The organism is Lachnoclostridium sp. An181 (genome assembly GCF_002160325.1).
In the GTDB taxonomy this organism is placed as follows: Bacteria; Bacillota; Clostridia; order Lachnospirales; family Lachnospiraceae; genus An181.
Genome location: NZ_NFKJ01000007.1, coordinates 1 through 25,915, shown reverse-complemented (window position 1 = coordinate 25,915; position 25,915 = coordinate 1). Strand labels below are relative to the sequence as shown.

Genomic DNA, 25,915 nt, shown 5'->3' with positions numbered 1-25,915 from the left:
AAAGACTTCCGTCTCTTTCGAAAATAAAGAGACGGAAGCTTTTTTATTCTATAGGAAAATCCTTTCCACTTTGTTTATTCTGGAGCGGAGTCCCTTTTGGATTCAGAAAGAAGTAGGAGGAGATGAAAATGGCAGTACCTTATAATCATAAGGCGATTGAAAAGAAATGGCGCGAGAACTGGGAAAAGAGCCCGGTAAATGTCAAAGAGGATGAAAACGGAAAAAGAGAAAAATACTACTGTCTGGATATGTTCCCATATCCGTCAGGAAATGGGCTTCACGTAGGACATTGGAGAGGATATGTGATTTCCGATGTGTGGAGCCGCTATAAGCTTTTACAGGGATACTATATCATTCATCCGATGGGATGGGATGCATTCGGGCTTCCGGCGGAAAACTATGCGATCAAGATGGGTGTTCACCCGGCAATTTCAACAGCGGAGAATGTAAAAAACATCAAAAAGCAGATCAATGATATCGCAGCTTTGTATGACTGGGATATGGAAGTCAATACAACAGATCCGGAGTTTTACAAATGGACCCAGTGGATTTTTGTAAAGATGTTCAAAGAAGGGCTTGCATATGAAAAAGAGTTTCCGATCAACTGGTGTCCGTCCTGTAAGACAGGGCTTGCAAACGAGGAAGTTGTAAACGGAAAATGTGAGCGCTGCGGTACAGAGGTTACAAAGAAAAATCTCCGTCAGTGGATGTTAAAAATTACCAAATATGCAGAACGTCTCTTAAATGATCTGGATAAACTGGACTGGCCGGAAAAAGTAAAGAAAATGCAGGCGGATTGGATCGGAAAATCTTACGGCGCAGAAGTAGATTTTCAAGTAGATGGAAGAGAAGACAAGATCACGGTTTACACGACAAGACCGGATACTCTTTACGGAGCAACCTTCATGGTTCTTGCACCGGAGCATGCACTTGCAAAAGACCTGGCAACAGATGAGACAAGAGAAACAGTAGAAAAATACATCTATGAGGCATCTATGAAATCCAACGTAGACAGACTCCAGGACAAAGAAAAGACAGGTGTCTTCACAGGAAGTTATGCGATCAACCCGATCAATGGAGCAAAAGTGCCGATCTGGCTGTCTGATTATGTACTTGCAGATTATGGAACAGGAGCCATCATGTGCGTACCTGCACACGATGACCGTGACTTTGAATTTGCAACCAAATTTCATATTCCGATCATCCAGGTAATTGCAAAGGATGGAAAAGAGATTGAGAATATGACCGAAGCCTACACTGAGGCTGCAGGAACGATGATCAATTCCGGAGAATGGAATGGCATGGAATCCGCAGTGCTCAAAAAAGAGGCTCCGATGATGATAGAAGAGCGCGGAATCGGAAGAAAGACCGTGAATTACAAACTGCGTGACTGGGTATTCTCACGTCAGCGTTACTGGGGAGAACCAATACCGATCGTACACTGTCCGCACTGCGGGGCAGTACCGGTACCTGAAGAAGAATTGCCGTTGACATTGCCGGAGGTGGATTCCTATGAGCCGACAGGTACAGGGGAATCTCCGCTTGCGGGGATCGAAAGCTGGGTAAATACAACATGCCCGAAATGTGGTTCCCCTGCGAAACGCGAGACAAACACCATGCCGCAGTGGGCAGGATCCTCCTGGTATTTCCTGCGCTATGTGGACAATCACAATTCTAAAGAACTGGTTTCCAGGGAAAAAGCGGACGAAATGCTGCCAGTAGACATGTATATCGGAGGGGTGGAACATGCAGTGCTTCACCTTCTGTACTCCAGATTTTATACAAAATTCCTGTGCGACATTGGAGCGATCGATTTTGACGAGCCGTTTAAGAAACTGTTCAACCAGGGTATGATCACAGGAAAGAACGGAATCAAAATGAGCAAATCCAAAGGGAATGTTGTGTCACCGGATGATCTGGTGAGAGATTATGGATGTGATTCTCTTAGAATGTACGAGCTGTTTGTAGGTCCTCCGGAACTTGATGCTGAGTGGGATGACAGAGGAATCGACGGCGTGTACCGTTTCCTGAAAAAAGTATGGAATCTTGTGATGGACGCAAAAGATGCGGATGTAGAAGAGACAAAAGAACTTGTAAAAGAGAGAAACAAACTTGTCTATGATATCACAACACGTCTGGAAAGTTTCAGTCTGAATACTGTGATCTCCGGTTTCATGGAACATACAAACAAACTTGTGGAGATTGCAAAGAAGGAGGGCGGTATTGACAAAGAAACAATGAATACTTTATCCGTACTGCTTGCTCCGTTTGCTCCGCACATTGCAGAAGAACTCTGGCAGCAGCTTGGAAATGAAGGTTCCGTATTCCATGCAGGATGGCCGACTTATGACGAAAACAAGATGAAAGACGACGAAAAAGAGATTGCTGTTCAGATTAACGGAAAGACAAGAGCAGTTGTGACACTTCCTGTGGATGTGGCGAAAGAGGACGCTATTGCAGCTGGAAAAGAGGCAGTTGCGGATAAGCTGACAGGAAATGTAGTAAAAGAAATCTATGTGCCAGGAAGAATTATCAATATTGTCATGAAATAAAAGACAAAGTTAAAAAATAGTGTAAGTAGCGGGAAAGCTACTTATGCTATTTTTACATTATCCGCGTGTCTTTGTATCCCGCAGATGCCACGGTATCATTCCTGACCCAACACAGGCCGTTGTAAATGGATTGATTGGCCTATATAATTAAAGATGAGCGAGGTGGAGACTTTGGAAGAAAAAAAGATGATCAGAAGCTGCGTAGACTGTGCGGTTATCAACTGTGATGTACAGAATAGGACATATCCCAAATTCTGTCTGACCACGGAGAACAGTGACGAGGAAGTTTTAAAACAGTCACTGGAATTATACAATGAGGAAGAGAACCATAAGGTAATGATCCATGCCGCCAATGTAGAGGCAGAATACTATGGTATTCTGACAAGAGTGGAGGAGACGATACAATTTGCAAAGCGGATAGGTGCAAAAAAAATTGGTATTGCCACATGTGTGGGATTGATCAGTGAATCCCGTACATTAGCGTCCATTCTGAGGAAAAAAGGATTCGAGGTATTTGGAGTTGCCTGTAAAGCAGGGGCAGTTGATAAAACAGTGGTAGGAATTGATGAATCTTGTAAAAAAGTAGGTGTAAATATGTGTAACCCTATTCATCAGGCAAAGAGGCTGAATGCAGAGCATACGGATTTGAATATTGTAATGGGACTTAGTGTGGGACACGATAGCCTGTTTTATAAATATTCAGACGCACTGGTAACTACACTTGTGACAAAAGACAGGGTTCTTGGACATAATCCTGTGGCAGCGCTTTATACTGCAAATTCTTATTATAAGAGATTGCTGGAACAGGATGGCAGGGGGGAAGAAACCAAAGAGTTTTGATTACTCATACCTGAAAAGAGATGATTTTGACAGGCCTGACATCCAGGCCTGTTTCTTTATTTATTAATTTAAAGAAAGGAAAATGACATGATCAAAAGAGAAACATTATTATCACTTAATTTTTATAAAAAGGCTGCCTTCACAGGAGGAGACAAGAAATTCAGATATCGGATAGAAAAAAGAGAGGATATGTTGGCTGCCTGTGCGTGGGAGGGACCCTATGCGTATACTGCGACACCTGATGAGAAAAAGAAGTGGAAAGAAACAGAGTTTTCAGAAGAAGGACTTAAAGAAATTGCCAAATGGCTCACTGACCTTGAAAGAAATTTATAAGAAAATTTTAATTATTATTTATGGATGGATAAGAAAAAATTATGGAACAAGGGGTTAGGTGTAAATATTTTATAAAAAAGTTATAAATTTTATGGTTTTATAGAGCAAAAAAATTTTTTTCGTCAAATTTGGTAAAATCCTGAGCAGATTATGTGTAAAAAAGGGAAATGTGCATATTGTCAGTTCCAAAATTAAAGGGTTACAATAAGCAGGTTCAAAAGAGAAAAAAGAAGGAGGGAGTAATACGGAGAAGTTTGCAGAGGAATTAATGAAAGAACTAAACTGCGATACGGTTTTTACCATCCCGATCGGAAAGGGAATACCGGTGCTGGAATCTGTTGTGGTGACTTGGATCATCATGGGAGTCGTCACACTGCTTAGCATCATATTGGTGAGAAATTTAAAGGTAGAAAATGTCAGCCGCAAGCAGTTGGCGCTGGAATCATTCGTAAGCTTTCTGCAGGATTTCTTTGAGGGAATTTTAGGAAAGGACGGAAAACGTTATGTTCCGTATTTGATGACAGTAGCGCTTTACATAGGAATTGCAAACCTGATTGGCCTTTTAGGGTTTAAGTCTCCGACAAAAGACATGAATGTCACGGCAGCCTTGGCGATCATGAGCATTGTTTTGATCGAGTATGCGGGAATTCACAAAAAAGGTGCAAAAAAATGGGTGAAGAGCTTTGCAGAGCCGATGCCTATCATCGCACCGATCAATGTGTTGGAGGTATTTATCCGGCCGGTATCATTGTGTATGCGGCTTTTCGGAAACGTATTGGGAGCATTTGTAGTAATGGAATTGCTCAAATTGATACTTCCTGTATTATTGCCGATTCCGTTTAGTTTTTACTTTGATATTTTTGACGGGTTGATTCAGGCCTATGTATTTGTATTTTTAACTTCTTTATTTATAAAAGAAGCGATTGAGTAACAAAAGATTTGATGAAGAAAAGGAGAAATGAACTATGACATCTTTAATCGCAATTGGAGCAGGTATTGCAGTATTATCTGGTATTGGAGCAGGGGTTGGTATTGGAATCGCAACTTCAAAGGCAACAGAGGCGATCGCAAGACAGCCTGAGGCAGAGGGAAAGATCAGCAAAGCGCTGTTGCTTGGTTGTGCACTTGCAGAGGCAACGGCTATCTATGGTTTCGTTGTGGCAATCCTTATCATCTTATTCTTAGGCTAAAGATGATTCGGTGTATTTTTGAAGAAAGGCAGGCGCAGGGGGAATGCTCAAATTAAATATCAACCTTGTCTTTACGATCATCAACCTGCTTGTTTTTTACTGGTTAATGAAGAAGTTTTTGTTCGGGCCTGTAATGGAGATCATGGATAAGAGAAAGAAAATGATCGAGGACGGGCTTGCCGAGGCGAGATCAAAACAAGAAGAAGCTCTTGGACTGAAAAAGCAGTATGAAGAGGCACTTGCGGACGCTGGTGTGCAGTCTGAGCAGATTGTGGCAAGAGCAAAAGAAAACGCAAAAGCAGAATATGACCGTATTGTAAAAGATGCAGATGTCCGTGCAGGACAGATTATCAATAAAGCCCAGGAAAATATTGAGCTTGAAAAAGAAAAGACGATCCGTGATCTGAAAAACCAGGTGGCAGAGCTTGCAATGGAAGCTGCCATGAAGGTGACTGAGGACAAGGACAGTGCCCAAAATGACAGGAAACTGTATGAGCAATTTTTAGAAAAAGCAGGTGATGCAGATGAAACAGGCCGTTAGAAGTTACGCACAGGTGTTGTATGATCTGCATGTGCCGGCAGAAGATATCGAAAAGACAAAGGCAGTGCTCTTGGAAAATCCAAATCTACAGACCGTGCTGGAGAACCCGCTGGTCTCCATTCAGGTAAAAAAACACTTGATCGACAAAGTTTTTCCAGAGAAGATCAGAAACTTTTTGAAGGTGGCATGCTCCAGACAAAGAGCATCGCTCCTTTCCGATATAATCAAGACATACAAGGAGTACGCGGACAAAGAAAATGGCGTGCTGAGGGCAGATTTATACTATGTGACTGCCCCGGATCAGGCGCAGAGCGAACAGATAGAAACATTTCTTCAAAAGAAATTTCATGTTCAAAAAGTGATTCTGCAGAAAAAAGAGGACAAGTCCCTGATCGGAGGTTTTTTACTCCAGGCAGACGGGATTGAGTATGATTTCAGCCTGCGGGGCCGTTTCCTGAAATTGAAACAGAATTTGATACGGAGGTGAACAGATTGGGTTCAATCAATTCAGATGAAATTATCTCTATCTTAAAAGAAGAGATTCAAAATTATGATGAGATGTTCCAGGAGCAGGAAGTAGGAAGAGTAATCTCCGTAGGAGACGGAATTGCAACTGTTTATGGAATCGATCATGCGATGTACGGAGAAATCGTGACCTTTGAAAATGGGCTGAAGGGAATGGTTCAGGATATCCGCAAAGATACGATTGGATGTATCCTTTTTGGGAAGGATACGGGGATCCGCGAGGGTACAAAAGTAGTGCGGACAAAAAAGAAAGCGGGAATTCCGGTAGGTGAGGCGTTTATCGGAAGGATCATCAATGCTCTCGGAGCTCCGATTGACGGTAAAGGTGATATCAAAGAGGATGGATATCGTCCAATCGAGCAGGAGGCGCCTAGCATTGTGGAGCGCAAATCTGTAAGCGTTCCTTTGGAGACAGGAATTCTTTCCATTGACTCTATGTTCCCGATCGGACGGGGGCAAAGGGAGCTGATCATAGGGGACAGACAGACAGGAAAGACTTCCATTGCTATTGATACGATCCTTAATCAGAGAGATAAGGATGTTATATGTATTTATGTGGCGATCGGACAGAAAGCGTCCACTATTGCAAAATTGGTGAACACGCTGGAGCGTTACGGGGCAATGGACTATACGACAGTGGTGTCAGCTACGGCAAGCGACTGCTCTCCTCTGCAATATATCGCACCATACGCAGGAACGGCACTGGCGGAGTATTTTATGTACAAGGGCAAAGACGTTCTGATCGTATATGATGATCTGTCCAAACATGCGGTAGCGTACCGCGCGCTTTCCCTTTTGCTTGAGCGCTCACCTGGACGCGAAGCTTACCCTGGGGATGTCTTTTATCTGCATTCCAGACTTTTGGAGAGGTCCAGCCGTCTGAGCGATGAGGCGGGAGGGGGGTCCATTACCGCGCTCCCTATCATTGAGACTCAGGCAGGAGATGTGTCAGCTTATATTCCGACAAATGTGATCTCCATCACAGACGGTCAGATTTTCCTGGAGAGCAATTTGTTCTTTTCAGGTATGAGACCAGCGGTCAATGTCGGATTGTCTGTATCCCGTGTGGGAGGTGCAGCGCAGACAAAGGCCATGAAAAAAGCATCCGGAAGTATCCGTATCGATCTGGCACAGTACCGGGAGATGGAAGTGTTTACACAGTTCAGTTCTGATCTGGATGCGTCCACAAAGGCACAGCTTCAATATGGAAAAACATTGATGGAGCTTTTGAAACAGCCTTTGTGCAGTCCGCTAAGTCTTCATGAGCAGGTAATCACACTGTGTGCAGCTACACACAAAAAATTTGCGGATGTGGACGAAAATAGGATCAAAGAATATCAAATGAATATGTTGGCTTATATGGAAAATATGCACCCGGAGATCACCCGTGAGATTGATGAAAAGAAAGTTCTCACGGATGATCTGACGGAAAAGATACTGAAAGCTGTAGATGAATTCAGCAATAAAAGCAGGTGAGCATAGATGGCAAATGCAAAGGAAATTCAAAGCAGAATCAAAAGTATTGAAGATACGATGAAGATAACAAGCGCGATGTACATGATTTCTTCTTCCAAGATGAAACGTGCAAAAAAAGTACTGGCTGAGACAGAGCCTTATTTTTATGGAATGCAGGCTTCTATTGGACGAATTCTCCGCCATATGCCGGAAATAGACCATATCTATTTTAATAACAAAACAGAAAACAAAAAGCCGGAAGAGAAGAAAATAGGCATCCTTGTCATCACTGCGGACAAAGGGCTTGCGGGAGCCTACAACCACAATGTCATAAAGATGGCAGAGGAAGAGATGCAAAAACCTGGAAAATATAAACTTTATGTGCTTGGAATGGCGGGACGCCAGTACTTTGCAAAAAGAGACGTGGATATGGATGACAGCATCCGCTACACGGTACAGCACCCTACCATGCATAGGGCAAGAAGCATTGCAGAACGCGTGTTGGTCCCTTATTTGCAGGGAGATCTTGATGAAGTTCGGATCATCTATACGGAAATGGAAAGCGCTGTTGCAGTGGAAACAAAGATGTCAAAGCTGCTGCCTCTGAAAAAGACAAGTTTCCACACCTCTCAACAGCCGGTGGATGTCCACAGGGAAGAGATTGCCATGGTTCCTTCTGCATCAGCAGTCCTGGATGCGATCATTCCAAACTACGTGACAGGAATGATCTACGGATGTCTAGTAGAGTCTTACGCAAGTGAACACAATTCCCGTATGCTGGCCATGGAGGCATCTACGGATAATGCCAAGGAGATGTTAAGGAGTCTTGGTATTGCATACAACCGGGCAAGACAGGCGGCGATCACCCAGGAGATCACTGAAGTGATCGGCGGTGCAAAAGCGCAAAAAAGGAAGTGACAAAGATGAATAAAGGAAAAATCGTACAGGTCATGGGACCTGTTGTAGACGTAGAATTTGAAAATGACGAACTGCCATATATCAAAGATGCTCTCGAAGTCATGAATGATGGAAAACGATGTGTGATGGAAGTAGCACAGCACGTTGGAAATAATACGGTGCGCTGCATCATGCTGTCTGCCAGTGAAGGACTTTGCAGAGATATGGAGGTAACAGCCACCGGTAGCGGAATCAAAGTTCCGGTCGGCAACAAGACACTGGGACGTCTCTTTAATGTATTGGGTGAAACCATTGACAATGAAGAATCTCTGGAAAACGAAGAACACTGGGTGATCCACAGAGAACCGCCTACATTTGAGGATCAAAGTCCGGTGGTGGAGATTCTGGAGACAGGAATCAAGGTCATCGATCTGCTTGCACCGTATGCAAAAGGTGGAAAGATCGGACTTTTCGGAGGCGCCGGAGTAGGAAAAACTGTCTTGATTCAGGAGCTTATCCAGAATATTGCGACAGAGCACGGTGGATATTCCATTTTCACTGGTGTAGGAGAACGTTCCCGTGAAGGAAATGACCTTTGGACAGAAATGAAGGAATCCGGAGTTTTGAAAAAAACAGCTCTTGTTTTTGGACAGATGAATGAGCCGCCTGGAGCTCGTATGCGAGTAGCAGAGACAGGACTTACCATGGCGGAATATTTCCGTGACAGAGAGCACCAGGATGTGCTGCTTTTCATTGACAATATTTTCCGTTTTGTACAGGCAGGTTCCGAGGTTTCCGCATTGCTTGGGCGTATGCCGTCCGCAGTGGGTTACCAGCCGACACTGGCAACTGAAGTGGGAGAGCTGCAGGAGAGGATCGCGTCCACAAAAGAGGGGTCCGTTACATCAGTACAGGCAGTCTATGTGCCTGCGGATGACCTGACTGACCCGGCACCTGCCACAACGTTCGCTCATCTGGATGCAAATACGGTCTTGTCCAGAAAGATTGTGGAGCAGGGGATTTATCCTGCGGTGGATCCATTGGAATCAAACTCCCGTATTCTGGAGGCGGATATCGTAGGCGAGGAGCATTATGAGACAGCAAGACAGGTGCAGGAGATTCTGCAGAAATACAAAGAACTGCAGGACATTATCGCCATCCTTGGTATGGAAGAACTGTCCGAGGAAGACAAAAATACTGTGTTCCGAGCAAGAAAGATCCAGAAATTTTTATCCCAGCCATTCCATGTGGCAGAGACATTTACCGGAATTCCGGGGAAATATGTGCCGCTCAAGGAGACTATACGCGGATTTAAGATGATCATCAGCGGAGAGATGGATGAGTATCCGGAAAACGCATTTTTCAATGTGGGAACCATTGACGAGGTAATGGAAAAGGCCAAAAAAGAAGAGGTCTAGTAAAGGGGTAATCCTATGAATACATTTGGACTTGAAATATATGCGAGCGATAAAAAATTTTATGCCGGACGCGGGAAAATTCTTGTAGTTCCAGCCCCGGACGGAGAAAAAGCTGTTCTTGCCCATCATGAAAATATGATCGTGGCTATTGTCCCGGGAACACTCCGGTTTGAGACAGAAGATGGAGAAAAAAGGGAGGCCATTGTCAGCGGCGGGCTTGCAGAAGTGGTCAACAACCGAGTCAAGGTTTTTGTCCATGCAGCAGAAAGGCCGGAGGATATTGATGTCGTCCGCGCAAGGGAAGCAAAAGAGCATGCGGAGGAACAGCTGAGGCAGAAAAACAGTCAGAAGGAATATTATCGAAATCAAATGGCTCTTGCAAGAGCCATGTCAAGGCTCAGTGTGGCGAGCAGACATAATATCAAGTAATAGAAAACAAAAGGCGCTGATTCCGTTTTTAGAAATCAGCGCCTTTTTCTGTCAGTACGAAGATCCGGGTCTCATATTTTTTTGATAGTAAGGGGAAGGAATCCCCATCATTTTTAAAAATTTGTAAGCGTCGATATCTGGATTTTTGTCCAGAAAATCCCAGAAAAGCAACATAAATTCACTGTTCAGCTCGTGGAATTGTGAGGGCGGAAGAAGAGTATGTAAGGCCAATAAAAGTGCAAAAATATCATTTTTCCCATAGCGTTCTCCGGCGGTTTTTCGGGGAATTTGAAACTTTCTGTGCAAATCCAAGTCCGGAAGCTTTGTTTTTATACGGATATTGAAAAAGCATGTATCTTCGAAAGTATCCAGGTCCTGAAAACAGGATAAAAATAAAAACAATCTGGACAGTGTATCCGGGTTTTGCCCGCAGAAATGCAGTGAAATATCTTTTTGGATCTGAGGCTTTGAAAAATGATAGATTTTTGCGAGAAGGTGAAAAGAAATAGATTTTGTCCTGGTCCATACAGGAGGATAGAAAGGGGAGTATTCTGCAGGTGCAAATCTCTGATGCTCCAATAGTGATAGTTTGTGAATTAGTTGGAATATTTCAGACTCGTTTCCGACGATATGCTGATAATGCTCAAAATCCAGATATGCATCAAAGGAATGGTCGAAATAATGACAGAAATTATAGGTCAGCAATGCCCTTAATTTTTCTTCAATGCTCTGGATATGTGCAAATAGAAGTTTTTTCAGTTTCTGGTCAAACCTGTAGAGAGAAACCAACGAAGAAAAATTGCCACAAGAGGGAGGTTTGAACTGTTGCAGCTCTTCCAGAACAGTTTCATACAGAATGATCGATGGCGAGAGCCCCATCCTTAGAAACTGAAAAGGGGAAATTAAATTCTTTTTCTCCATGAAATCCTATCCTCCTTTCTGAACCCATTACGTGGTAAATTTAGCCCGAATTCGCGGGCCGATTCCAAGTATAGGTCATTAAAAGAAAAATGACAAGAAATCACAAAGACAAAAAAGAGAAAATAAAAGAGAATAATAAAAAAACATGTCGAAAAATACCGAGGCGCGTCGGTACTTTTCGACATTTGAGCTATTTTATAAGTCTTTTGCTTTTTCGGCAAAACTTGTATCCACGAGTTCCTGGTAAGGTGCCCGTTTAGAGAGCTCGTCGGAATCCTCCAGAATATCCTGAAGAAGTTCAAAACTTTCTTTTTCGAAGATCAGATCTGCTTTCCATGTATCCTGATCATAATAGCGTTTCACAATTGTTGTGATGGTGTCAAGGTCATTCTCCTCAAATTGAGGCTGAATGATCTTGGCAATCTCTTCCGGAGAATGGTTCTGGACGTAGTCCATACCTTTTTGAAGAGCATTTGTGAATCCTTGGATGATTTCAGGATTTTTTTCAATATAGCTTTTCTTGGCACTGAAAGCAGTGTACGGCACATACCCGCTGTCTGTTCCAAGGGAAGCAACAACGTATCCTTTTCCCGCTTTTTCCAGGGTTGTAGCCCCAGGTTCAAATTCTACAGTAAAGTCAGCCTGGCCTTCGGAGAAGGCTGCTGCTGTGGACCCAAAGTCAATATTCTGATTGATGGAAAGATCCTTTGCCGGATCAATGTTGTTTTGCCTTAAAATGTACTCAAATACCATCTGTGGCATACCGCCTTTTCTTCCACCAAGAACAGTTTTTCCTTTTAAATCTTCCCAGGAGAAGTCATCGATTTTTTCTCTTGCAACAAGAAAATTTCCGGCTCTTTGTGTCAGCTGAGCAAAATTTACCACATAATCGTTGGCTCCTTCGTTGTAAGTGTAGATAGATGCCTCAGAGCCCATGAAACCGATGTCAGCCTCTCCGGAGAGAACGGCGGTCATTGTTTTGTCAGCACCGAATCCATTGACCAGTGTCAGTTCAATCCCCTCCTCCTCAAAATATCCTTCCTCAATGGCAACATACATTGGGGCGTAAAAAATGGAGTGGGCGACTTCATTTAACGTAACCTTTGTCAGTGTTTCTTCCTGGGTATCCTCTTTTTTGGAATCTTTTTCTTCTTTTGACCCGCATGCGGTGAACGCACAAAGGCAGAGAATGGCAGCAAGTGCCAGAGCAAGCCATTTTTTCATAATATCCTCCTGTTTTTGAACTCAGTTTCCATCAGCACATTACGATAATCCTTCTCGGTGTGGTCTGCGGAGGAATGCTGAATGTGGTGCTGGTATAATAGACGATGAGAAGTTTGTCGGAAGGCGGGCAGTCATAAGGCTGGCCATTGGAGGAAACGATTTCTGTGGACATGCCGATATTCAGCTGAAGAGAATTGTCGGCTGCCGTGAAATTAAAATCAAAATATCCAAAGGCCATCTGCTCATTGGGACGTCTCTGTCCGATCACAACTGCGTTGTACTGTGGAGGGAAGATGGCTGGCGCAGGTGCGGATGCATCGTAAAATGCAGTCACAAACATACCGGGGCGAAGCCGTACCTCCTTTATGACATAGGTATCCTCCGTGATGACTACATTTGTGATTCCCTCGGGTGTGAGAATACTGACGGTCAGTCTGCAGCAGTTGGACGCATCAAAGGTAATTCTTTGTATGACCCCGGCTACCGGAAGGAAAGTTGTATTTTCCATTTTCATACTCCAAGTCTTTTGGTTTAGTATATGCAGGAGATGAAAAAAGGGCACTCGCTGTAAAAAGAAAGTCTAGTCTTCCTTTTTATTCAGATTCTCTAAAGGGGTCTCAAACTGATAAACATCCTGATAGGATTCCAGCTCTTCCTCAGAGTGAGGGGCGGCTGGAATGAGGCCTGTACAGTCCATGGATGAGGCTGCGTTTGCAAGATAATCGTAAGAGTCTATGATTTCCTGGTTTGTTTTTTCGCGTTTCTTCATGTTCATTTCCTTCTTTCCTGTGATTTCTGTTTATATTCTCTCTGCAATAGTGCTATAATATACACAGCAAAAAGGAGGTCTCATATGGAAAGAGTCTACGATAAATTAAAAAAATGCTATGAAGATGTGAGAAAGAAGACGGATTTTCAGCCAGACGCAGCAATTGTGCTTGGCTCCGGACTTGGAGGATTTGCAGAGAAGATAGATGTATGTACTTCCATTGACTATCATGAGATAGAAGGATTTCCGGTTTCCACGGTCCAGGGACATAAGGGAAGATTTCTGTTTGGGACAGTAGGAAATGTTAAGGTTGTGGCAATGCAGGGAAGAGTACATTATTACGAAGGATATCCGATGAGCGATGTAGTCCTCCCAATCCGTCTCATGGGGATGCTTGGCGCCAAGAGTCTGATTTTGACAAATGCAGCCGGAGGAGTAAATGAAACTTTTCATCCGGGGGATCTGATGCTTATAGAGGATCAAATATCCAGTTTTGTTCCGTCTCCACTTGTGGGACAAAATATAGAAGAACTGGGTGTCCGGTTTCCGGACATGAGTGCTATCTATGACAGAAACCTGATCAGGACCTTGGAAGGTGTGGCAAAAGAATTTGCGATCCCGGTCAAAAAAGGTGTGTATATTCAGTTTACAGGTCCTGCATATGAATCCCCTGCTGAGGTGCGGATGAGCCGCATATTTGGTGCGGATGCAGTCGGTATGAGCACTGCCTGTGAGGCTGTGGCTGCAAGACATATGGGGATGAAAGTGTGCGGCATATCGTGCATTTCCAATATGGCAAGCGGAGTGACAAAAGAACCATTATCCCACGAGGAAGTGCAGAAAGCGGCGGACAAGGCTGCGCCGCAGTTTACCACTTTGCTCACACAAGCCATTTTGAGGATGGGGAAAGAAAGTTTGGAGGAAGAATCATGAGAAAAATAGCAGCAGACACGCATGCGCATACAATTGCCAGCGGACATGCGTACAGTACGATCAAAGAGATGGCCAAGGCTGCCAGAGATAAAGGGCTTGCAGGGATGGCCCTGACCGAACATGCACCGAAGATGCCGGGAACCTGTCATCGATTTTATTTTGAAAACCTGAAGGTGATTCCAAGAAACATGGATGGGGTGGAACTGTTTTTTGGGGCGGAGCTCAATATTATGGATGAGAAAGGGACTTTGGATCTGCCGGACGGGCTTTTAAAAGAGCTGGATATCGTGATCGCGAGTATCCACGGCCCTTGCTACGGAAAAAGCCGCTCCAGAGAGGAGAATACAAAGGCATATCTCAATGTAATGCAAAATCCCTATGTAGATATTATCGGACATCCGGATGATGGAAGATTTCCAGTATGCTACGAAGACCTGGTAAAAGGGGCAAAAGAATCCGGTAAACTTCTGGAGGTCAACAATTCCTCTCTGCGCCCGAATGGATTTAGAGAAAATGCCCGGGAAAACATCCGGGAAATGTTAAAATACTGCGAAAAATATGGGGCATGTGTAACATTTGGCAGTGATGCGCATGTGGATGTGGATGCAGGTAATTTCTGCTATATTGAGCAGATCATTGATGAGTTGCAATTCCCGGAAGAGCTGATCGCGACAACCTCTGTAGAGAAACTAAAAACGTATTTGCACCATTTTCGTTAAATAAAGGTGGACTTTAAAAGTTTGCTGTGCTAAACTAAGAACGTAAGCCGTACATGACAAAGGAGAGTTGAGTATGAGTAAAAACATTAGAACAGAGGCAGTCGATTATCTGTTTGATGCTATCTTGAGCTTAAAAGATAGAGAAGAATGTTATACATTTTTCGAGGATATTTGTACTATCAATGAGCTGCTCTCGCTTTCACAGCGCTTTGAAGTGGCAAAGATGCTGAGAGAGCAGAGAACCTATCTGGAAATTGCTGAAAAGACAGGGGCATCCACTGCAACGATCAGCAGGGTGAATCGTTCTTTGAATTATGGAAATGACGGATACGATATGGTATTCAAACGAATTGACAAATAGTTGAAAGTACAATCAGAGGATTGTTGTATGAGAAATTTATAAAAGAAGGCACGGTAACCGTTTAGATACCGTGCCCAATTTTATGTCAGGATTTTTTCTTTTTTTGAGGTACAGGAGAAGGAATCTCATCGATCAGACGCTCTATGAGCTGTTTTTTGATGTACACATCAAAGCTCAAAGTACAAATAAAAGAAAAGAGTTTTAAAAATTCTCTTTCTGTTTCAGGTGCATCCTGAAATCTGTTTCCGGAGCGTTCGAGAGCGGAAAGAATGTCTTTTTGAACATTTGGAATTTCTTCAAGCTCTGATTCAAATACTTCTCTGTATATTGAAGTCAGATCAAATCCCAAATCCGACTGAAAGAATTTTTCAGTGACCGGATTCAGGAGTGTTTCAATATCCTTGATAGACAGTAAATTTTTAAAATAGTAGATAAAGACAAGGACCAAAATGTGCTCTTTGGAGTATTTCTTCTTCACCGGAGGGGGAAGGAGATTGTTCTTTGCGTAGTTATTGATCATTGTCTTTGTAAGAATTTTATCCTCCGGGTACCTTTTTGTGGAGGCCAGCTCTTTGTCCATAAAGGTTGTGACCTGATCCATATATAAATCAATGCCCGGGATATCGGCAGGGCGGATATAGTCGGAATTGGAGAGATTTTCCAACAATCTTTTGACAATTTCTTCTGTATTTAGTTCCATTTAATCACCTCGGTATGTCTATTATATAGTATTGAAAACCATATGACAAGTTTTTATTTTTAACCTGTTGGAAAGGTATTTTCAGATTTGGATTTTTATATTATAATTGAGGGACGAATTGGGAAAGAAGGACAAAACATGAGTATATATGAGACATTAAATGACAGGCAGCAGGAGGCTGTCTATCACACGGAGGGGCCGCTGTTGATCCTGGCAGGCGCAGGCTCCGGAAAGACAAGAGTTTTGACGCACAGGATCGCATACCTGATCGAAGAAAAAGGGGTGAATCCCTGGAACATCCTGGCCATCACCTTTACGAACAAAGCTGCAGGGGAGATGAGAGAGAGGGTGGATAAAATTGTCGGACTTGGCTCAGAGAGTGTCTGGGTGAGCACCTTTCATTCCACCTGTGTCAGGATTTTGAGGCGTTATATAGATCGGATCGGATATGGGACAAACTTTACCATTTACGATACAGATGATCAGAAAACCTTGATGAAGGATGTGTGCAAATATCTGCAGATCGACACGAAAGTGTTCCGGGAGCGCACACTGTTGTCCGCGATTTCAGCGGCAAAGGATGAGCTTATAACGCCGGAAGAATATGAGTTGAACGCGCAGGGGGATTTTAATAAAAAGAAGATTGCAGAAGTATATAAAGAATATGAGCGTCAGATGCGCGCTAACAATGCGCTGGACTTTGATGATCTGCTCGTAAAGACAGTGGAGCTGTTCCAGTCCAATCCGGATGTGCTGGAGAATTATCAGAACCGTTTCCGCTATATCATGGTGGATGAGTATCAGGACACAAACACCGCCCAGTTCCGTTTTGTCAGCATTCTGGCGGCAAAATACAGAAACTTGTGCGTGGTGGGGGATGATGACCAGTCCATCTACAAGTTCCGGGGTGCAAACATCAAGAATATCTTAAATTTTGAGCAGGTGTTTGAGGACGCAAAGGTGATCAAGCTGGAGCAGAATTACCGTTCCACAAAAAATATTCTCAATGCAGCCAACGCAGTCATTAAAAACAATCATGGGAGAAAAGAAAAAAGTCTGTGGACGGAAAATAAAGAGGGAGAAAAAATCCGTTTTAAACAGTTTGACACTGCATACGATGAGGCAGATTTTATTGTAGGAGATATCAGGCAGAAAGTGGGAAACAGCGAAGGAGAGTACCGGGATTTTGCAGTGTTGTACCGCACTAACGCCCAGTCCCGTATGTTTGAGGAAAAACTGGTGCTCCTTGGCATCCCGTACAAAATCGTGGGCGGTGTTAATTTTTATGCCCGAAAAGAGATTAAAGATTTGCTCGCCTACCTCAAAACCATTGACAACGGACAAGATGATCTGGCCGTTAGAAGGATCATCAATATCCCGCGCAGGGGAATCGGAATTGCCACAATCAACCGTGTCCAGGAATATGCAGCCGCAAGAGAGATCAGCTTTTATGAGGCATTGCGGTGCGCGGACCTGATACCAAATATTGGGCGCAGCCTTTCCAAGCTGGAATCGTTTGCAGCGCTGATAGAACATTTGAAAGCAGAACTGGAGCAGATCTCTCTTGTAGAACTTTTAAATGAGGTTATTGAGGAAACCGGTTATGTAAAAGAGCTCCAGGAAGAAGGCACAGAGGAAGCTGAGGCAAGGATTGAGAATATCGACGAACTGATGAATAAAGTCATTGCTTATGAGGAGGGCTGCGGCGAAGAGAAGGCCACGCTTGGTGGATTTTTGGAGGAGGTTGCGCTTGTCGCGGACATTGACAGTTTGGATGAAAACAGTGATTATGTGGTACTGATGACTTTACATAGTGCGAAAGGTTTAGAATTTCCAAATGTCTATCTTGCAGGGATGGAGGATGGATTGTTCCCCAGTTATATGACCATTACAGCGGACAGTCCGGAAGAACTGGAAGAAGAGCGCAGGTTATGCTATGTGGGAATCACCAGGGCAAAGGACAATCTGACCATGACCTCAGCCAGAAGGAGAATGGTGCGCGGGGAGACGCAGTACAACAAGCTGTCCAGATTTTTAAAGGAAGTTCCGATGGAACTGATCTCCACCGGAAGCAAACTTGTGGAGGAGGAAAAGGAAGAAAAGGTACCTGCCTATTTTCAGGCAAAACAAAACTTTCACTCCCAGCCCTTTGCAGCAGCAAAAGCAGTCCAGCAGTTTAAAGTCACAAAAGGACAGGGGCCTGGATATGAAGTCGGCGACCGAGTCCGCCATGTCAAATTTGGGGAAGGGCTTGTGACCGCGATCACGGAAGGTGGAAGAGATTATGAAGTCACCGTGGATTTTGACAGTTTTGGGGTAAAAAAGATGTTCGCTATGTTCGCAAAACTTCAAAAAATTGACGGGTAAAAGTCGACTCAAATGTGACAAAAATGTTTCAAAAATATGGAATAAATCTATAGTAATATACAAATGATAGTGATATAATATGTAAATAACGAATTTGAAATTTCAATAAATTTCAGAAAGGACGTGGCAGCGATGAATAAAATTGAAGACATGATCACAGCTAGCAAATTGAATGACTTATTACACAAAAAAGAGGATGAAAAGGCATCAAAGACAGTTCTCTGGGTGCTCGCCATCGTAGGCGCGGTTGCAGCAGTAGCAGCGATCGCATACGCGGTTTACTGTTTCTTCACACCGGATTATCTGGAAGACTTTGAAGATGATTTTGAAGATGACTTTGACGATGAGTTCTTCAATGAAGATGATGAGATCTAACATAAAAGGAACGAAAAGGAAAAAGCAGCAAGGTATGGAAGATGTACCTGCTGCTTTTTGTATTACAGTAAGGACTTTGGCAGATTTCTTTTGTTTCACAGAATCAGAAAAATGTGATCATAGGATTTAAATAGTCTTTATTAACGAAATCAGCTTTCTCTCCTTTTATATTAAGCAAGGCTTTCATGGTGGGGTCCAGTGTATCCGGGTTTTTGCTGGTGAGAACTTTTCTTATGGTTTTGCATAAACGTTTGTCTAAAAATGTCATTTTGGTTTCATCATAGATTCCCCTGCCGTAAAACAAAGGAATATCAAAAGGAAGAGATGCAAGATTTTGTTTTTTCAAAAATCTGATCACGTCTTCGTGGGGCTCGCTTACTCCCACAGCAAAGACGGCGAGTTTTTTGTCTTTGAAATTCTCCCCATTCTTTCTTAAAAATTTCATCACAGAAATCGCTCCGGCATACACTCCGCCGGCAAAAAGAATTTTCTCATAGTCTTTCTCCATACCAGGAATATAATTTTTTGTACTGACAATGTCGCAGTCCAGCTTTTCTTTTAACATATCCATATAGAGTTTTGTTGCGCCATATTTTGACTGATAGAAAACAAGTATGTTATTCATATTCATTCTCCTATTTGGAAATAAGGGTGCTGTCTTTTGACATACTCTCCAGACATTCGATCCCGGTGTACAGTTTCATAAAAAGAGTAAAAAATGTCCGAATTTCGTCCTCTGTATAGACGGAGAATAGAAAAGAGAGCTCTTTTTGATAGTTGGAAAACACGTTTTCAAAATAGTCCTCAAGTTTTGGTGCAGGGCGTATGCACAGAGCCCGCATATCAGCAGGACTTTGTTCAATGGTCACGAACCCTTTTTTCTCCAGAACGCTTGCCAGTTTTTTGATGTTTTGCCTGGAACAGCCAAGCAATCCTCCAAGTTTAGTAAACGTAAACGGCTTTTTGGAATGACGGATCAAAGACAACAGCATAAATTGTTTCAAAGAGATTTCCGGAATATGGTTGTCGAATAAAGTCTGTAGTTTATTTCCGACAATGAACAGACTGTTGAAGATCGCTTTGGTTTGATTTTCAGCAGTGTCGGAAAATCGATGGATAAAATCCTGAAGTTCCATTTGTACCCTCCTTATAGTAACTTGTTACTTAATTATAGCAACTAGTTACCAATAATACAATTAAAATTAAGAAACAAAATCTATGATTTTTTATTATGAAAAATCCAAAAAAGATGGTAGAATAGAGCAGAATATGATTGAAACTAAGACAGAGAATAAAATAGATGAGGAGAAACGAGATGAAAAAAGGACAGGTATATGAAGGAATCATTGAGAAGGTGGCATTTCCAAACAAGGGATATATTTCCACAGAAGAGGGAAGGACTGTGATCGTGAAAAACGGACTGCCGGGCCAGAAAGTGCGCTTTTACATCAATAAAGTGAGAAAAGAAAAAGCAGAGGGAAGAATTCTGGAAGTTTTGGAGAAAGCGTCCAATGAATGTGAGGCAGCCTGTCCGCATTTTGGGGCTTGCGGTGGATGCACGTACCAGAATCTTCCTTATGAGGAGCAGCTGAAATTAAAGGAAAGCCAGGTCAAAGCGTTGATGGATGAGGCGTGCTTAAGTGAATACGAATGGGAGGGTATCAAACCAAGCCCTCTCCAGGAGGCATATCGAAACAAAATGGAATTTTCCTTTGGTGACGAGTACAAAGATGGCCCATTAGCACTTGGAATGCACAAAAGAGGAAGTTTTCATGATATTGTAAATGTGTCAGAATGCCGGATCGTAGATGAAGACTTCCGAGCAGTGCTGAAGGCAACTCTTGCTTATTTTACTTCCATTCAAGCAACCTATTATCACCGCATGCGCCACGAAGGATTTCTGCGCCATCTTTTGGTGAGAAAAGCAGTTAAGACAGGAGAGCTTTTGATCGATCTTGTGACCACACGCCAGTCTACGTTTTGTGAGCAGGAATGGGTGGATTGCCTTTTGAACCTGGAACTAAAAGGAAAAATCGTGGGAATTTTGCACACGTACAATGACAGTGTTGCAGATGTAGTGAAAGACGAAGGGACAGAGATCCTTTACGGGCAGGATCATTTCTTTGAAGAGCTTTTGGAATTGAAATTTAAAATTTCCCCGTTCTCTTTCTTCCAGACAAATTCTCTTGGAGCGGAAGTACTCTATGAGACTGCAAGAGAATATATCGGAGAGACAAAGGACAAGGTGATTTTTGATCTGTACAGCGGCACAGGAACGATCGCGCAGATACTGGCTCCGGTAGCTAAAAAGGTGGTCGGTGTGGAGATTGTCGAGGAGGCTGTCAATGCAGCAAAGGTGAATGCCGGCCTGAATGGTCTTTGTAACTGCACATTCTGGGCAGGTGATGTGCTTAAGGTGATCGACGAACTTGGGGAAACCCCGGATCTGATCGTACTTGATCCACCGAGAGATGGGGTGAATCCAAAAGCTTTGGAAAAGATTACGAATTTTGGCGTGGAGAAGATGGTGTATATTTCCTGTAAACCAACGAGCCTGGCAAGGGATTTGGAGATGCTGCAGGGAAGAGGGTATGAAGTGGAGAAGGTGTGCTGCGTGGATATGTTTCCGGGCACTGTGCATGTGGAGACGGTAGTATTGATGTCAAAAGTCAAAGAATAAGATAGCGAAAAAGTGTAGAAAACAAGGGGTTTCCGGGAGTCGGGGCTTGTCAGAGGATAGGTTCTGGCTCCCGGATTTTTTCGTTTTATGGGTAAGTGGAAACTGGTCTATTGTGAAAAATGGTGGAGAGTTGAGTGGTTGATTTTGATATTGGGGGTATTGAGTTGACAGGTTGGGTAAATGGTATGTGGAGTTGACAGGATTGACATTTGAAGACAAATAAGGGAAACGGCATCCTGAATGGATATGAGGCTCTGTTTGTACGAAGATGTTTTCAGAAATGTATAGGTAGTCATTGGCATACTCTCTTACTGGCTTGCGTACCATAAATTGATACAATGCACCCAACTTGCGTGAATGGGTGCATTTCAAATTTACATATAAAGTTCTTGCTTTTGCTCCTGCAATTGGCAGGGGCTTTTTTTATGGCAAAAGAAAAGCACATCTTTCCCGGTGTGGGAGTGATGTGCTTCAGATGGCATCCATCAGTTCAAGAAGGATTTGCTTTTGCCTATCTGTCAGGCTACTCCATTTTGAAAAGAGTTTCTGTTGTTCTTCGGTCAATTGCGCTTCTTCACCCTCGGCAAAGAACTGAGCCAGTGTGATACCAAATGCCCTGCATACTGCCTCCAGAGTTGGCAGCGTTGGTGCGTTATTTCTGTTGAACATATTTGTAACGGTGGAATGGGAAAGGTTTGCCTCCTTTGCCAGCCGATAGTCCGTCCAGTTCCGTTCCTCCATCAGTTGTCTAATCCGTTTCTGTGTATCCATATCATCACCTACCTATCTGTATCTATTCTAAGTCCCAGAATGGTGGTATAATAGTCACAATCGGTAGCTATCATATTTCCTAAAAGGGGTTTATACAGTTATAGTATTGTAGATGATGGAAATGCTATTCGCAAAAGACTGGAGGTAGAATAATGCAGGAGCATATCTTTGAAAGAATGGCGCGGGAGAGAAACATTTCAGTTGAGGAAATGCGGGCGATAATTTCCGATAGAATTGGCAAGGGGTGGAATGATAAAGATCCGGTCAAACGGGAGCAATGGAGAAAAATTCCCTGTGCTGGAGATGTGCCAACACCAGATGAATGGCTGAACTATGTGGTAAAGAAGATAAAAGATGATGGTCAAGAAGGGTTATTACGGAAATATTTAATTTGGTAGTTATATCTTGAATGCTATACATCTGATTGTAGTGATCTGCCAGCTCATGCAGGAGTATGGTTGGCAGCTTGAAGTTGGGGGCAAGGTACCCGGCGCGGAGATTGATTTCTCGCTACTGGCATTCTGTATCTCGTTGATACTGTACCAGCCATGTGCTCTGTGCCCTCCGTCTTGCGATACAGTGATGGCAGGGAGACTCACTTGTCCTCATAAAAATCCTCGTTGAACAGATCGAACATTTCCCCGGTTTCCTATACACATTTAAAAGCCTATTCTGGCGGGGATTGGATAATTCCAATTATCACCCTGTCAACTACTACCGAAATCCCTTGATGTTCATCAGATTTTATTCCTCTAAATGTGCAGACAAGAGGTTGTATTTATGCTGTTTATGCTGTTCTGACCCAGCATAAAAGATATAGTGATTGACAAACCAGGCTCTCCATAGTATTATTAGAAACAAGAGTTATACCTCTCAAAAGGAGATAAAGGCATGATTATGAATTTTCATTTAACCGATCAGCGTAAAAAGAAAATCAGCTCTGTACAATCCATACCGATGAAACATTGTGCAGAGTATAGCGTATAAATGACGCATTTCGATTTCATCGGGAAGCCATAAGGGGGATTTTATACCCATTTTGAGAAAGTGGCTTTCCATGCAGTTATAATGTGTATGAGGCTATGGACAATGTTTTGTCCATAGCCTTTTGTTTTTGGCGCTGCTATGCCAGAGGCAGAAGGCAGATACATTTGTGTATCTTTGCTTTCTGCCTTTTTCGTTTGTATCAGAGAATATGCAGGAAAGGGTTAATAAAAATGAGCTTATTAGAAATTGACGGACTGACACACTCTTTTGGTGAGAATGTGCTATACAAAAATGCAGGTTTCACACTCAATAAAGGAGAACATATTGGCATTGTCGGACAGAATGGAACCGGCAAAAGCACTTTAATCAAAATCTGTACAGAGCAGATCATACCAGACAGCGGGCGCATTGTCTGGCAGCCGAATACTACGATTGGTTATTTAGACCAATATGCGGAAATCGACCATACCTTAACGATGAAAGAATTTCTCAAATCCGCTTTCACAAAGTTATTTGAAATGGAGGCACAGGCGTTGCAGCTATATGAAAGAGCTGCTGACGGTGATACGAAAAGCCTTGAACTGGCCGCCCATTATCAGGAACAGCTTGAAGCCCATGACTTTTATTCGATAGATACCGCTATTGAGCGTGTCGCCAATGGGTTAGGACTTCTTGCGATTGGCCTTGACCGTCCGATTGCTGAAATGAGTGGCGGCCAGCGGGCAAAAGTGATTTTAGCAAAATTACTGCTGGAAAAGCCGGATGTCCTGTTGCTGGACGAGCCGACCAATTTTCTTGATAAAGACCATGTAACATGGCTGGCGGAATATTTATCTGCTTTGGAAAATGCTTTTTTAGTGGTTTCCCATGATTTCAATTTTCTGGATAAGATAGCGAACCGCATTTGTGATATAGACAATGACACGATTACAAAATACTACGGCACATATTCCGAATTTCTGCGGAAGAAAACCCTGCTGCGGGAAGATTATGTACGGCAATATGCGGCCCAGCAAAAGGAAATTAAAAAGACAGAGGAATTTATACGGAAGAACATAGCGGGCAGAAAAGCAAAAATGGCGCGGGGACGGCAAAAGCAGCTTGACCGAATGGACAAAATGGAAGCCTTAGACCAAAAGGAAATTATTCCGCACTTCCATTTTCCCGTACTTCCATTAACCAATACAGAACACTTGTTGGTGAAACATCTGGCAGTTGGCTACCATTACCCCGTTTTATCAAACATTGAATTTAGCATTAAGGGAGGACAAAAAGTTGTTATTACTGGATTTAATGGGATTGGAAAATCGACACTATTAAAAACCCTGATTGGGGAAATTCCATCTATGCAGGGCCATTTCAAATTTTCCGATCAGGTTACTATCGGATATTTTGAACAGGATTTAGAGTGGAAAGAACCTGAATTGACGCCCATTCAAATTGTTGCCAATGCTTATCCCAATATGGTGACAAAAGATGTCCGCAAGCATTTGGCACGATGCGGAATTTCCAGTAAACACGCTATGCAGTCCATAGGAACATTAAGCGGCGGCGAACAGGCAAAGGTAAAGATGTGTCTGCTTACTCTGACCCCCTGTAATTTCCTGATTATGGATGAACCTACAAACCATTTAGACGTACAGGCAAAAGAGGCTTTGAAAACAGCCCTTTCAACTTTTGCAGGAACGGTACTGCTCGTATCGCATGAGGAAGCATTTTATCGAGATTGGACACAACGAGTTATCAACATATTAAGGAACAATCTTTAATACAAAAACAGCCTTCCAAATCGGAGGGCTGTTTTTGTATCTAAGCCCGGAAAGCCTGATATTATGGGCTTTCCGGGCTTTTTCTGTTTTTCGGGGACTCGGTGGAACAAGCCGCCATCAGCCCGCTTCCTATTGCGGCCATCACATAGGCCCATAACGGCTCATTTTTGCACCCCTTTGTCTGGCTCTCTTGTACCAGAAACGAGGAAACGCTAAAAAGTATCCGCTCCCGGACAGCGCCACCTCTTTCAATGAGAACAATTTAGCGGGAACCTTCGCGGCTCCCGCTTTTTCTTTATTCACGCTCGAAAGCCTCACCGCAATCCCCGCAGATTACATTGACCTCCCGCGTTGCCCGGATAATGGTGCCGCAGCAAGGGCAGACATATTTGATACTGCGGTTAATGGACTTCTTACTCCCGCCCTTGGTGGTGCCTTCCACCGGCAAGCGGCTGACGTTGATCTTGTCCTCTCCCAAAGTTTCTCTAATCCATGCCTCCGCCTCCGGGGCCAGTGTTGTTACCGTCCAGCCATACTTGGCGTGCTTCTCGATATGCAGGCCGTGGGCCTCAGCGGTGGCTTTAAATTTCTGGTTGTGGTAATAGCCGTTGTTGCTTACGTCTTGGATGCCATGAACCAGATTGTAGAGATGCGCCATCTCATGCAGAAGCGTGGCTGCCAGCTCGAAGATGGGCCGGTCAAGGTACTCGGCGCAGAGATTGATTTCCCGATATTTCTCGCCGCTGGCGTTCCATATCTCGTTGATACTGCACCAGCCATACGCCCCGCGCCCTCCGTCTGGTGACACGGTGATGGCCGGGCGGTTCAACTCACCCTCGTAAAAATGCTCGTTGAACAGGTCGAACATTTCCTCGGTTTTTCTTACGATTTCAGATATTTGCAGCATGGTTGCGTCCTCCTTAAAGATATGTTTTATTTCTGTGAGTGACAGCTTACACACCACCGGTCAAAAAGCAAGCTCTAAAGGTCTTAAAACATATCTTTTTTCACTGAGGACAGGAAAAGCCCCGCTTCGGCGGGGCTTTCTCGTTTTATAGGAAATTTCGATTTTGGATAAGGGGAAAAAGAATCCCTGCCGATCGAACACATGTTAAATCAACAGGGGAATGGACATGACAATAGGACGATGGTTAGATTT

General features: G+C 43.4%; 28 protein-coding genes and 1 other annotated feature (1 of these 29 cut by a window edge). Of the genes, 19 read left to right on the top strand and 9 right to left on the bottom strand.

Annotated features, from left to right (window positions below; all coding sequences use genetic code 11):
• Window positions 1-19: a binding site (T-box leader), on the top strand; it begins 212 nt to the left of the window's first position.
• A gap of 109 nt (window positions 20-128) precedes the next feature.
• The 11 genes from leuS (at window position 129) to atpC (ending at window position 10,180) form a co-directional block, all read left to right on the top strand.
• Window positions 129-2,552, top strand: a complete 2,424-nt coding sequence (leuS, locus tag B5F18_RS06195) for a leucine--tRNA ligase (RefSeq protein WP_087156807.1) — start codon at window positions 129-131, stop codon at window positions 2,550-2,552.
• Window positions 2,553-2,738: 186 nt separating this feature from the next.
• The gene (locus tag B5F18_RS06190) at window positions 2,739-3,392 is read left to right on the top strand and encodes a DUF1847 domain-containing protein (RefSeq protein ID WP_330394119.1); all 654 of its coding nucleotides are present in this window, start codon (window positions 2,739-2,741) and stop codon (window positions 3,390-3,392) included.
• An 87-nt stretch (window positions 3,393-3,479) separates the two neighbouring features.
• Window positions 3,480-3,725 carry a hypothetical protein gene (locus B5F18_RS06185; RefSeq protein WP_087156805.1) on the top strand — a complete coding sequence of 82 codons (246 nt, stop codon included), beginning with the start codon at window positions 3,480-3,482 and terminating at the stop codon, window positions 3,723-3,725.
• 268 nt (window positions 3,726-3,993) lie between these two features.
• Window positions 3,994-4,656: a F0F1 ATP synthase subunit A gene (locus B5F18_RS06180; protein WP_087156804.1), complete on the top strand. Its 663-nt coding sequence runs from the start codon at window positions 3,994-3,996 to the stop codon at window positions 4,654-4,656.
• 34 nt (window positions 4,657-4,690) lie between these two features.
• Window positions 4,691-4,915 carry an ATP synthase F0 subunit C gene (gene atpE / locus B5F18_RS06175; RefSeq protein WP_087156803.1) on the top strand — a complete coding sequence of 75 codons (225 nt, stop codon included), beginning with the start codon at window positions 4,691-4,693 and terminating at the stop codon, window positions 4,913-4,915.
• Window positions 4,916-4,958: 43 nt separating this feature from the next.
• Complete coding sequence (gene atpF, locus B5F18_RS06170) at window positions 4,959-5,456, top strand: F0F1 ATP synthase subunit B (protein ID WP_087156802.1); 498 nt, start codon at window positions 4,959-4,961, stop codon at window positions 5,454-5,456.
• Window positions 5,440-5,943: an ATP synthase F1 subunit delta gene (gene atpH, locus B5F18_RS06165; protein WP_162607550.1), complete on the top strand. Its 504-nt coding sequence runs from the start codon at window positions 5,440-5,442 to the stop codon at window positions 5,941-5,943. Before atpF ends, atpH begins: the two co-directional genes overlap by 17 nt.
• 5 nt (window positions 5,944-5,948) lie before the next feature.
• Window positions 5,949-7,457, top strand: coding sequence for a F0F1 ATP synthase subunit alpha (atpA, locus tag B5F18_RS06160; protein WP_204217090.1), 1,509 nt, complete (start codon window positions 5,949-5,951; stop codon window positions 7,455-7,457).
• Window positions 7,458-7,463: 6 nt separating this feature from the next.
• A complete protein-coding gene (atpG, locus tag B5F18_RS06155) occupies window positions 7,464-8,354 on the top strand; it encodes an ATP synthase F1 subunit gamma (protein WP_087156799.1) in 891 nt (296 codons plus the stop codon).
• 5 nt (window positions 8,355-8,359) lie between these two features.
• Complete coding sequence (atpD, locus tag B5F18_RS06150) at window positions 8,360-9,751, top strand: F0F1 ATP synthase subunit beta (protein WP_087156798.1); 1,392 nt, start codon at window positions 8,360-8,362, stop codon at window positions 9,749-9,751.
• Between the two features lie 15 nt (window positions 9,752-9,766).
• Entirely contained in the window at window positions 9,767-10,180 is a 414-nt protein-coding gene (gene atpC, locus B5F18_RS06145; protein ID WP_087156797.1) for an ATP synthase F1 subunit epsilon, read from the top strand.
• Between the two features lie 51 nt (window positions 10,181-10,231).
• Here the strand turns inward: atpC and B5F18_RS13065 are convergent, their stop codons facing one another.
• From B5F18_RS13065 to B5F18_RS06125, 4 genes are all read right to left on the bottom strand, one after another.
• A complete protein-coding gene (locus tag B5F18_RS13065; protein WP_442911369.1) occupies window positions 10,232-11,059 on the bottom strand; it encodes an Abi family protein in 828 nt (275 codons plus the stop codon).
• A 237-nt stretch (window positions 11,060-11,296) separates the two neighbouring features.
• A complete protein-coding gene (locus B5F18_RS06135) occupies window positions 11,297-12,325 on the bottom strand; it encodes an ABC transporter substrate-binding protein (RefSeq protein ID WP_087156795.1) in 1,029 nt (342 codons plus the stop codon).
• A 31-nt stretch (window positions 12,326-12,356) separates the two neighbouring features.
• Window positions 12,357-12,833: a hypothetical protein gene (locus tag B5F18_RS06130; RefSeq protein ID WP_087156794.1), complete on the bottom strand. Its 477-nt coding sequence runs from the start codon at window positions 12,831-12,833 to the stop codon at window positions 12,357-12,359.
• Window positions 12,834-12,905: 72 nt separating this feature from the next.
• A complete protein-coding gene (locus B5F18_RS06125) occupies window positions 12,906-13,094 on the bottom strand; it encodes a hypothetical protein (protein WP_087156878.1) in 189 nt (62 codons plus the stop codon).
• A gap of 84 nt (window positions 13,095-13,178) precedes the next feature.
• On the opposite strand from B5F18_RS06125, the gene B5F18_RS06120 reads away from it, so the two are divergent.
• From B5F18_RS06120 to B5F18_RS06110, 3 genes are all read left to right on the top strand, one after another.
• Complete coding sequence (locus tag B5F18_RS06120; protein ID WP_087156793.1) at window positions 13,179-14,027, top strand: purine-nucleoside phosphorylase; 849 nt, start codon at window positions 13,179-13,181, stop codon at window positions 14,025-14,027.
• Window positions 14,024-14,746, top strand: a complete 723-nt coding sequence (locus B5F18_RS06115; RefSeq protein ID WP_087156792.1) for a phosphatase — start codon at window positions 14,024-14,026, stop codon at window positions 14,744-14,746. Before B5F18_RS06120 ends, B5F18_RS06115 begins: the two co-directional genes overlap by 4 nt.
• A 73-nt stretch (window positions 14,747-14,819) precedes the next feature.
• Window positions 14,820-15,107: a YerC/YecD family TrpR-related protein gene (locus B5F18_RS06110; RefSeq protein ID WP_087156791.1), complete on the top strand. Its 288-nt coding sequence runs from the start codon at window positions 14,820-14,822 to the stop codon at window positions 15,105-15,107.
• Between the two features lie 85 nt (window positions 15,108-15,192).
• Here the strand turns inward: B5F18_RS06110 and B5F18_RS06105 are convergent, their stop codons facing one another.
• Window positions 15,193-15,807 (bottom strand): DUF1836 domain-containing protein, encoded by a 615-nt coding sequence (locus B5F18_RS06105; RefSeq protein WP_087156790.1) that lies wholly within the window; start codon window positions 15,805-15,807, stop codon window positions 15,193-15,195.
• A 138-nt stretch (window positions 15,808-15,945) separates the two neighbouring features.
• Between B5F18_RS06105 and pcrA the strand changes: the two genes are divergently transcribed.
• Window positions 15,946-18,174 (top strand): DNA helicase PcrA, encoded by a 2,229-nt coding sequence (pcrA, locus tag B5F18_RS06100; protein ID WP_087156789.1) that lies wholly within the window; start codon window positions 15,946-15,948, stop codon window positions 18,172-18,174.
• A 132-nt stretch (window positions 18,175-18,306) separates the two neighbouring features.
• Window positions 18,307-18,549, top strand: a complete 243-nt coding sequence (locus B5F18_RS06095) for a DUF4366 domain-containing protein (protein WP_087156788.1) — start codon at window positions 18,307-18,309, stop codon at window positions 18,547-18,549.
• A 103-nt stretch (window positions 18,550-18,652) separates the two neighbouring features.
• On the opposite strand, the gene B5F18_RS06090 is transcribed toward B5F18_RS06095, so the two are convergent.
• Together B5F18_RS06090 and B5F18_RS06085 are read right to left on the bottom strand one after the other, a co-directional pair.
• Window positions 18,653-19,174: a flavodoxin domain-containing protein gene (locus tag B5F18_RS06090; RefSeq protein ID WP_162607549.1), complete on the bottom strand. Its 522-nt coding sequence runs from the start codon at window positions 19,172-19,174 to the stop codon at window positions 18,653-18,655.
• A 10-nt stretch (window positions 19,175-19,184) separates the two neighbouring features.
• A complete protein-coding gene (locus B5F18_RS06085; protein WP_087156786.1) occupies window positions 19,185-19,685 on the bottom strand; it encodes a MarR family winged helix-turn-helix transcriptional regulator in 501 nt (166 codons plus the stop codon).
• A 179-nt stretch (window positions 19,686-19,864) separates the two neighbouring features.
• Here B5F18_RS06085 and rlmD point away from each other — a divergent pair, with 179 nt between their 5' ends.
• The gene (gene rlmD, locus B5F18_RS06080; RefSeq protein ID WP_087156785.1) at window positions 19,865-21,229 is read left to right on the top strand and encodes a 23S rRNA (uracil(1939)-C(5))-methyltransferase RlmD; all 1,365 of its coding nucleotides are present in this window, start codon (window positions 19,865-19,867) and stop codon (window positions 21,227-21,229) included.
• 471 nt (window positions 21,230-21,700) lie between these two features.
• Here the strand turns inward: rlmD and B5F18_RS06075 are convergent, their stop codons facing one another.
• The gene (locus tag B5F18_RS06075) at window positions 21,701-22,000 is read right to left on the bottom strand and encodes a helix-turn-helix domain-containing protein (RefSeq protein WP_204217088.1); all 300 of its coding nucleotides are present in this window, start codon (window positions 21,998-22,000) and stop codon (window positions 21,701-21,703) included.
• 152 nt (window positions 22,001-22,152) lie between these two features.
• Between B5F18_RS06075 and B5F18_RS06070 the strand changes: the two genes are divergently transcribed.
• Window positions 22,153-22,398, top strand: coding sequence for a hypothetical protein (locus B5F18_RS06070; protein ID WP_087156784.1), 246 nt, complete (start codon window positions 22,153-22,155; stop codon window positions 22,396-22,398).
• An 819-nt stretch (window positions 22,399-23,217) separates the two neighbouring features.
• Complete coding sequence (locus B5F18_RS06065) at window positions 23,218-24,756, top strand: ABC-F family ATP-binding cassette domain-containing protein (RefSeq protein WP_087156783.1); 1,539 nt, start codon at window positions 23,218-23,220, stop codon at window positions 24,754-24,756.
• A gap of 295 nt (window positions 24,757-25,051) precedes the next feature.
• Here the strand turns inward: B5F18_RS06065 and B5F18_RS06060 are convergent, their stop codons facing one another.
• Window positions 25,052-25,663 (bottom strand): SprT-like domain-containing protein, encoded by a 612-nt coding sequence (locus B5F18_RS06060; protein ID WP_087156782.1) that lies wholly within the window; start codon window positions 25,661-25,663, stop codon window positions 25,052-25,054.
• Window positions 25,664-25,915 lie beyond the last annotated feature (252 nt).

Bases quoted from the DNA above. Each gene is read 5' to 3' on its own strand.
- B5F18_RS13065 (WP_442911369.1), bottom strand. From the start codon at position 11,059: ATGGGGCTCTCGCCATCGATCATTCTGTATGAAACTGTTCTGGAAGAG.
- atpE (WP_087156803.1), top strand. From the start codon at position 4,691: ATGACATCTTTAATCGCAATTGGAGCAGGTATTGCAGTATTATCTGGT.
- rlmD (WP_087156785.1), top strand. From the start codon at position 19,865: ATGAAAAAAGGACAGGTATATGAAGGAATCATTGAGAAGGTGGCATTT.
- leuS (WP_087156807.1), top strand. From the start codon at position 129: ATGGCAGTACCTTATAATCATAAGGCGATTGAAAAGAAATGGCGCGAG.
- B5F18_RS06105 (WP_087156790.1), bottom strand. From the start codon at position 15,807: ATGGAACTAAATACAGAAGAAATTGTCAAAAGATTGTTGGAAAATCTC.
- pcrA (WP_087156789.1), top strand. From the start codon at position 15,946: ATGAGTATATATGAGACATTAAATGACAGGCAGCAGGAGGCTGTCTAT.
- atpG (WP_087156799.1), top strand. From the start codon at position 7,464: ATGGCAAATGCAAAGGAAATTCAAAGCAGAATCAAAAGTATTGAAGAT.
- B5F18_RS06135 (WP_087156795.1), bottom strand. From the start codon at position 12,325: ATGAAAAAATGGCTTGCTCTGGCACTTGCTGCCATTCTCTGCCTTTGT.
- atpF (WP_087156802.1), top strand. From the start codon at position 4,959: ATGCTCAAATTAAATATCAACCTTGTCTTTACGATCATCAACCTGCTT.
- B5F18_RS06095 (WP_087156788.1), top strand. From the start codon at position 18,307: ATGAATAAAATTGAAGACATGATCACAGCTAGCAAATTGAATGACTTA.
- atpH (WP_162607550.1), top strand. From the start codon at position 5,440: ATGAAACAGGCCGTTAGAAGTTACGCACAGGTGTTGTATGATCTGCAT.
- B5F18_RS06060 (WP_087156782.1), bottom strand. From the start codon at position 25,663: ATGCTGCAAATATCTGAAATCGTAAGAAAAACCGAGGAAATGTTCGAC.
- B5F18_RS06075 (WP_204217088.1), bottom strand. From the start codon at position 22,000: ATGGATACACAGAAACGGATTAGACAACTGATGGAGGAACGGAACTGG.
- B5F18_RS06190 (WP_330394119.1), top strand. From the start codon at position 2,739: ATGATCAGAAGCTGCGTAGACTGTGCGGTTATCAACTGTGATGTACAG.
- atpD (WP_087156798.1), top strand. From the start codon at position 8,360: ATGAATAAAGGAAAAATCGTACAGGTCATGGGACCTGTTGTAGACGTA.
- atpC (WP_087156797.1), top strand. From the start codon at position 9,767: ATGAATACATTTGGACTTGAAATATATGCGAGCGATAAAAAATTTTAT.
- B5F18_RS06085 (WP_087156786.1), bottom strand. From the start codon at position 19,685: ATGGAACTTCAGGATTTTATCCATCGATTTTCCGACACTGCTGAAAAT.
- B5F18_RS06090 (WP_162607549.1), bottom strand. From the start codon at position 19,174: ATGAATAACATACTTGTTTTCTATCAGTCAAAATATGGCGCAACAAAA.
- B5F18_RS06115 (WP_087156792.1), top strand. From the start codon at position 14,024: ATGAGAAAAATAGCAGCAGACACGCATGCGCATACAATTGCCAGCGGA.
- B5F18_RS06125 (WP_087156878.1), bottom strand. From the start codon at position 13,094: ATGAAGAAACGCGAAAAAACAAACCAGGAAATCATAGACTCTTACGAT.
- B5F18_RS06180 (WP_087156804.1), top strand. From the start codon at position 3,994: ATGAAAGAACTAAACTGCGATACGGTTTTTACCATCCCGATCGGAAAG.
- B5F18_RS06130 (WP_087156794.1), bottom strand. From the start codon at position 12,833: ATGGAAAATACAACTTTCCTTCCGGTAGCCGGGGTCATACAAAGAATT.
- B5F18_RS06065 (WP_087156783.1), top strand. From the start codon at position 23,218: ATGAGCTTATTAGAAATTGACGGACTGACACACTCTTTTGGTGAGAAT.
- B5F18_RS06120 (WP_087156793.1), top strand. From the start codon at position 13,179: ATGGAAAGAGTCTACGATAAATTAAAAAAATGCTATGAAGATGTGAGA.
- B5F18_RS06070 (WP_087156784.1), top strand. From the start codon at position 22,153: ATGCAGGAGCATATCTTTGAAAGAATGGCGCGGGAGAGAAACATTTCA.
- B5F18_RS06185 (WP_087156805.1), top strand. From the start codon at position 3,480: ATGATCAAAAGAGAAACATTATTATCACTTAATTTTTATAAAAAGGCT.
- B5F18_RS06110 (WP_087156791.1), top strand. From the start codon at position 14,820: ATGAGTAAAAACATTAGAACAGAGGCAGTCGATTATCTGTTTGATGCT.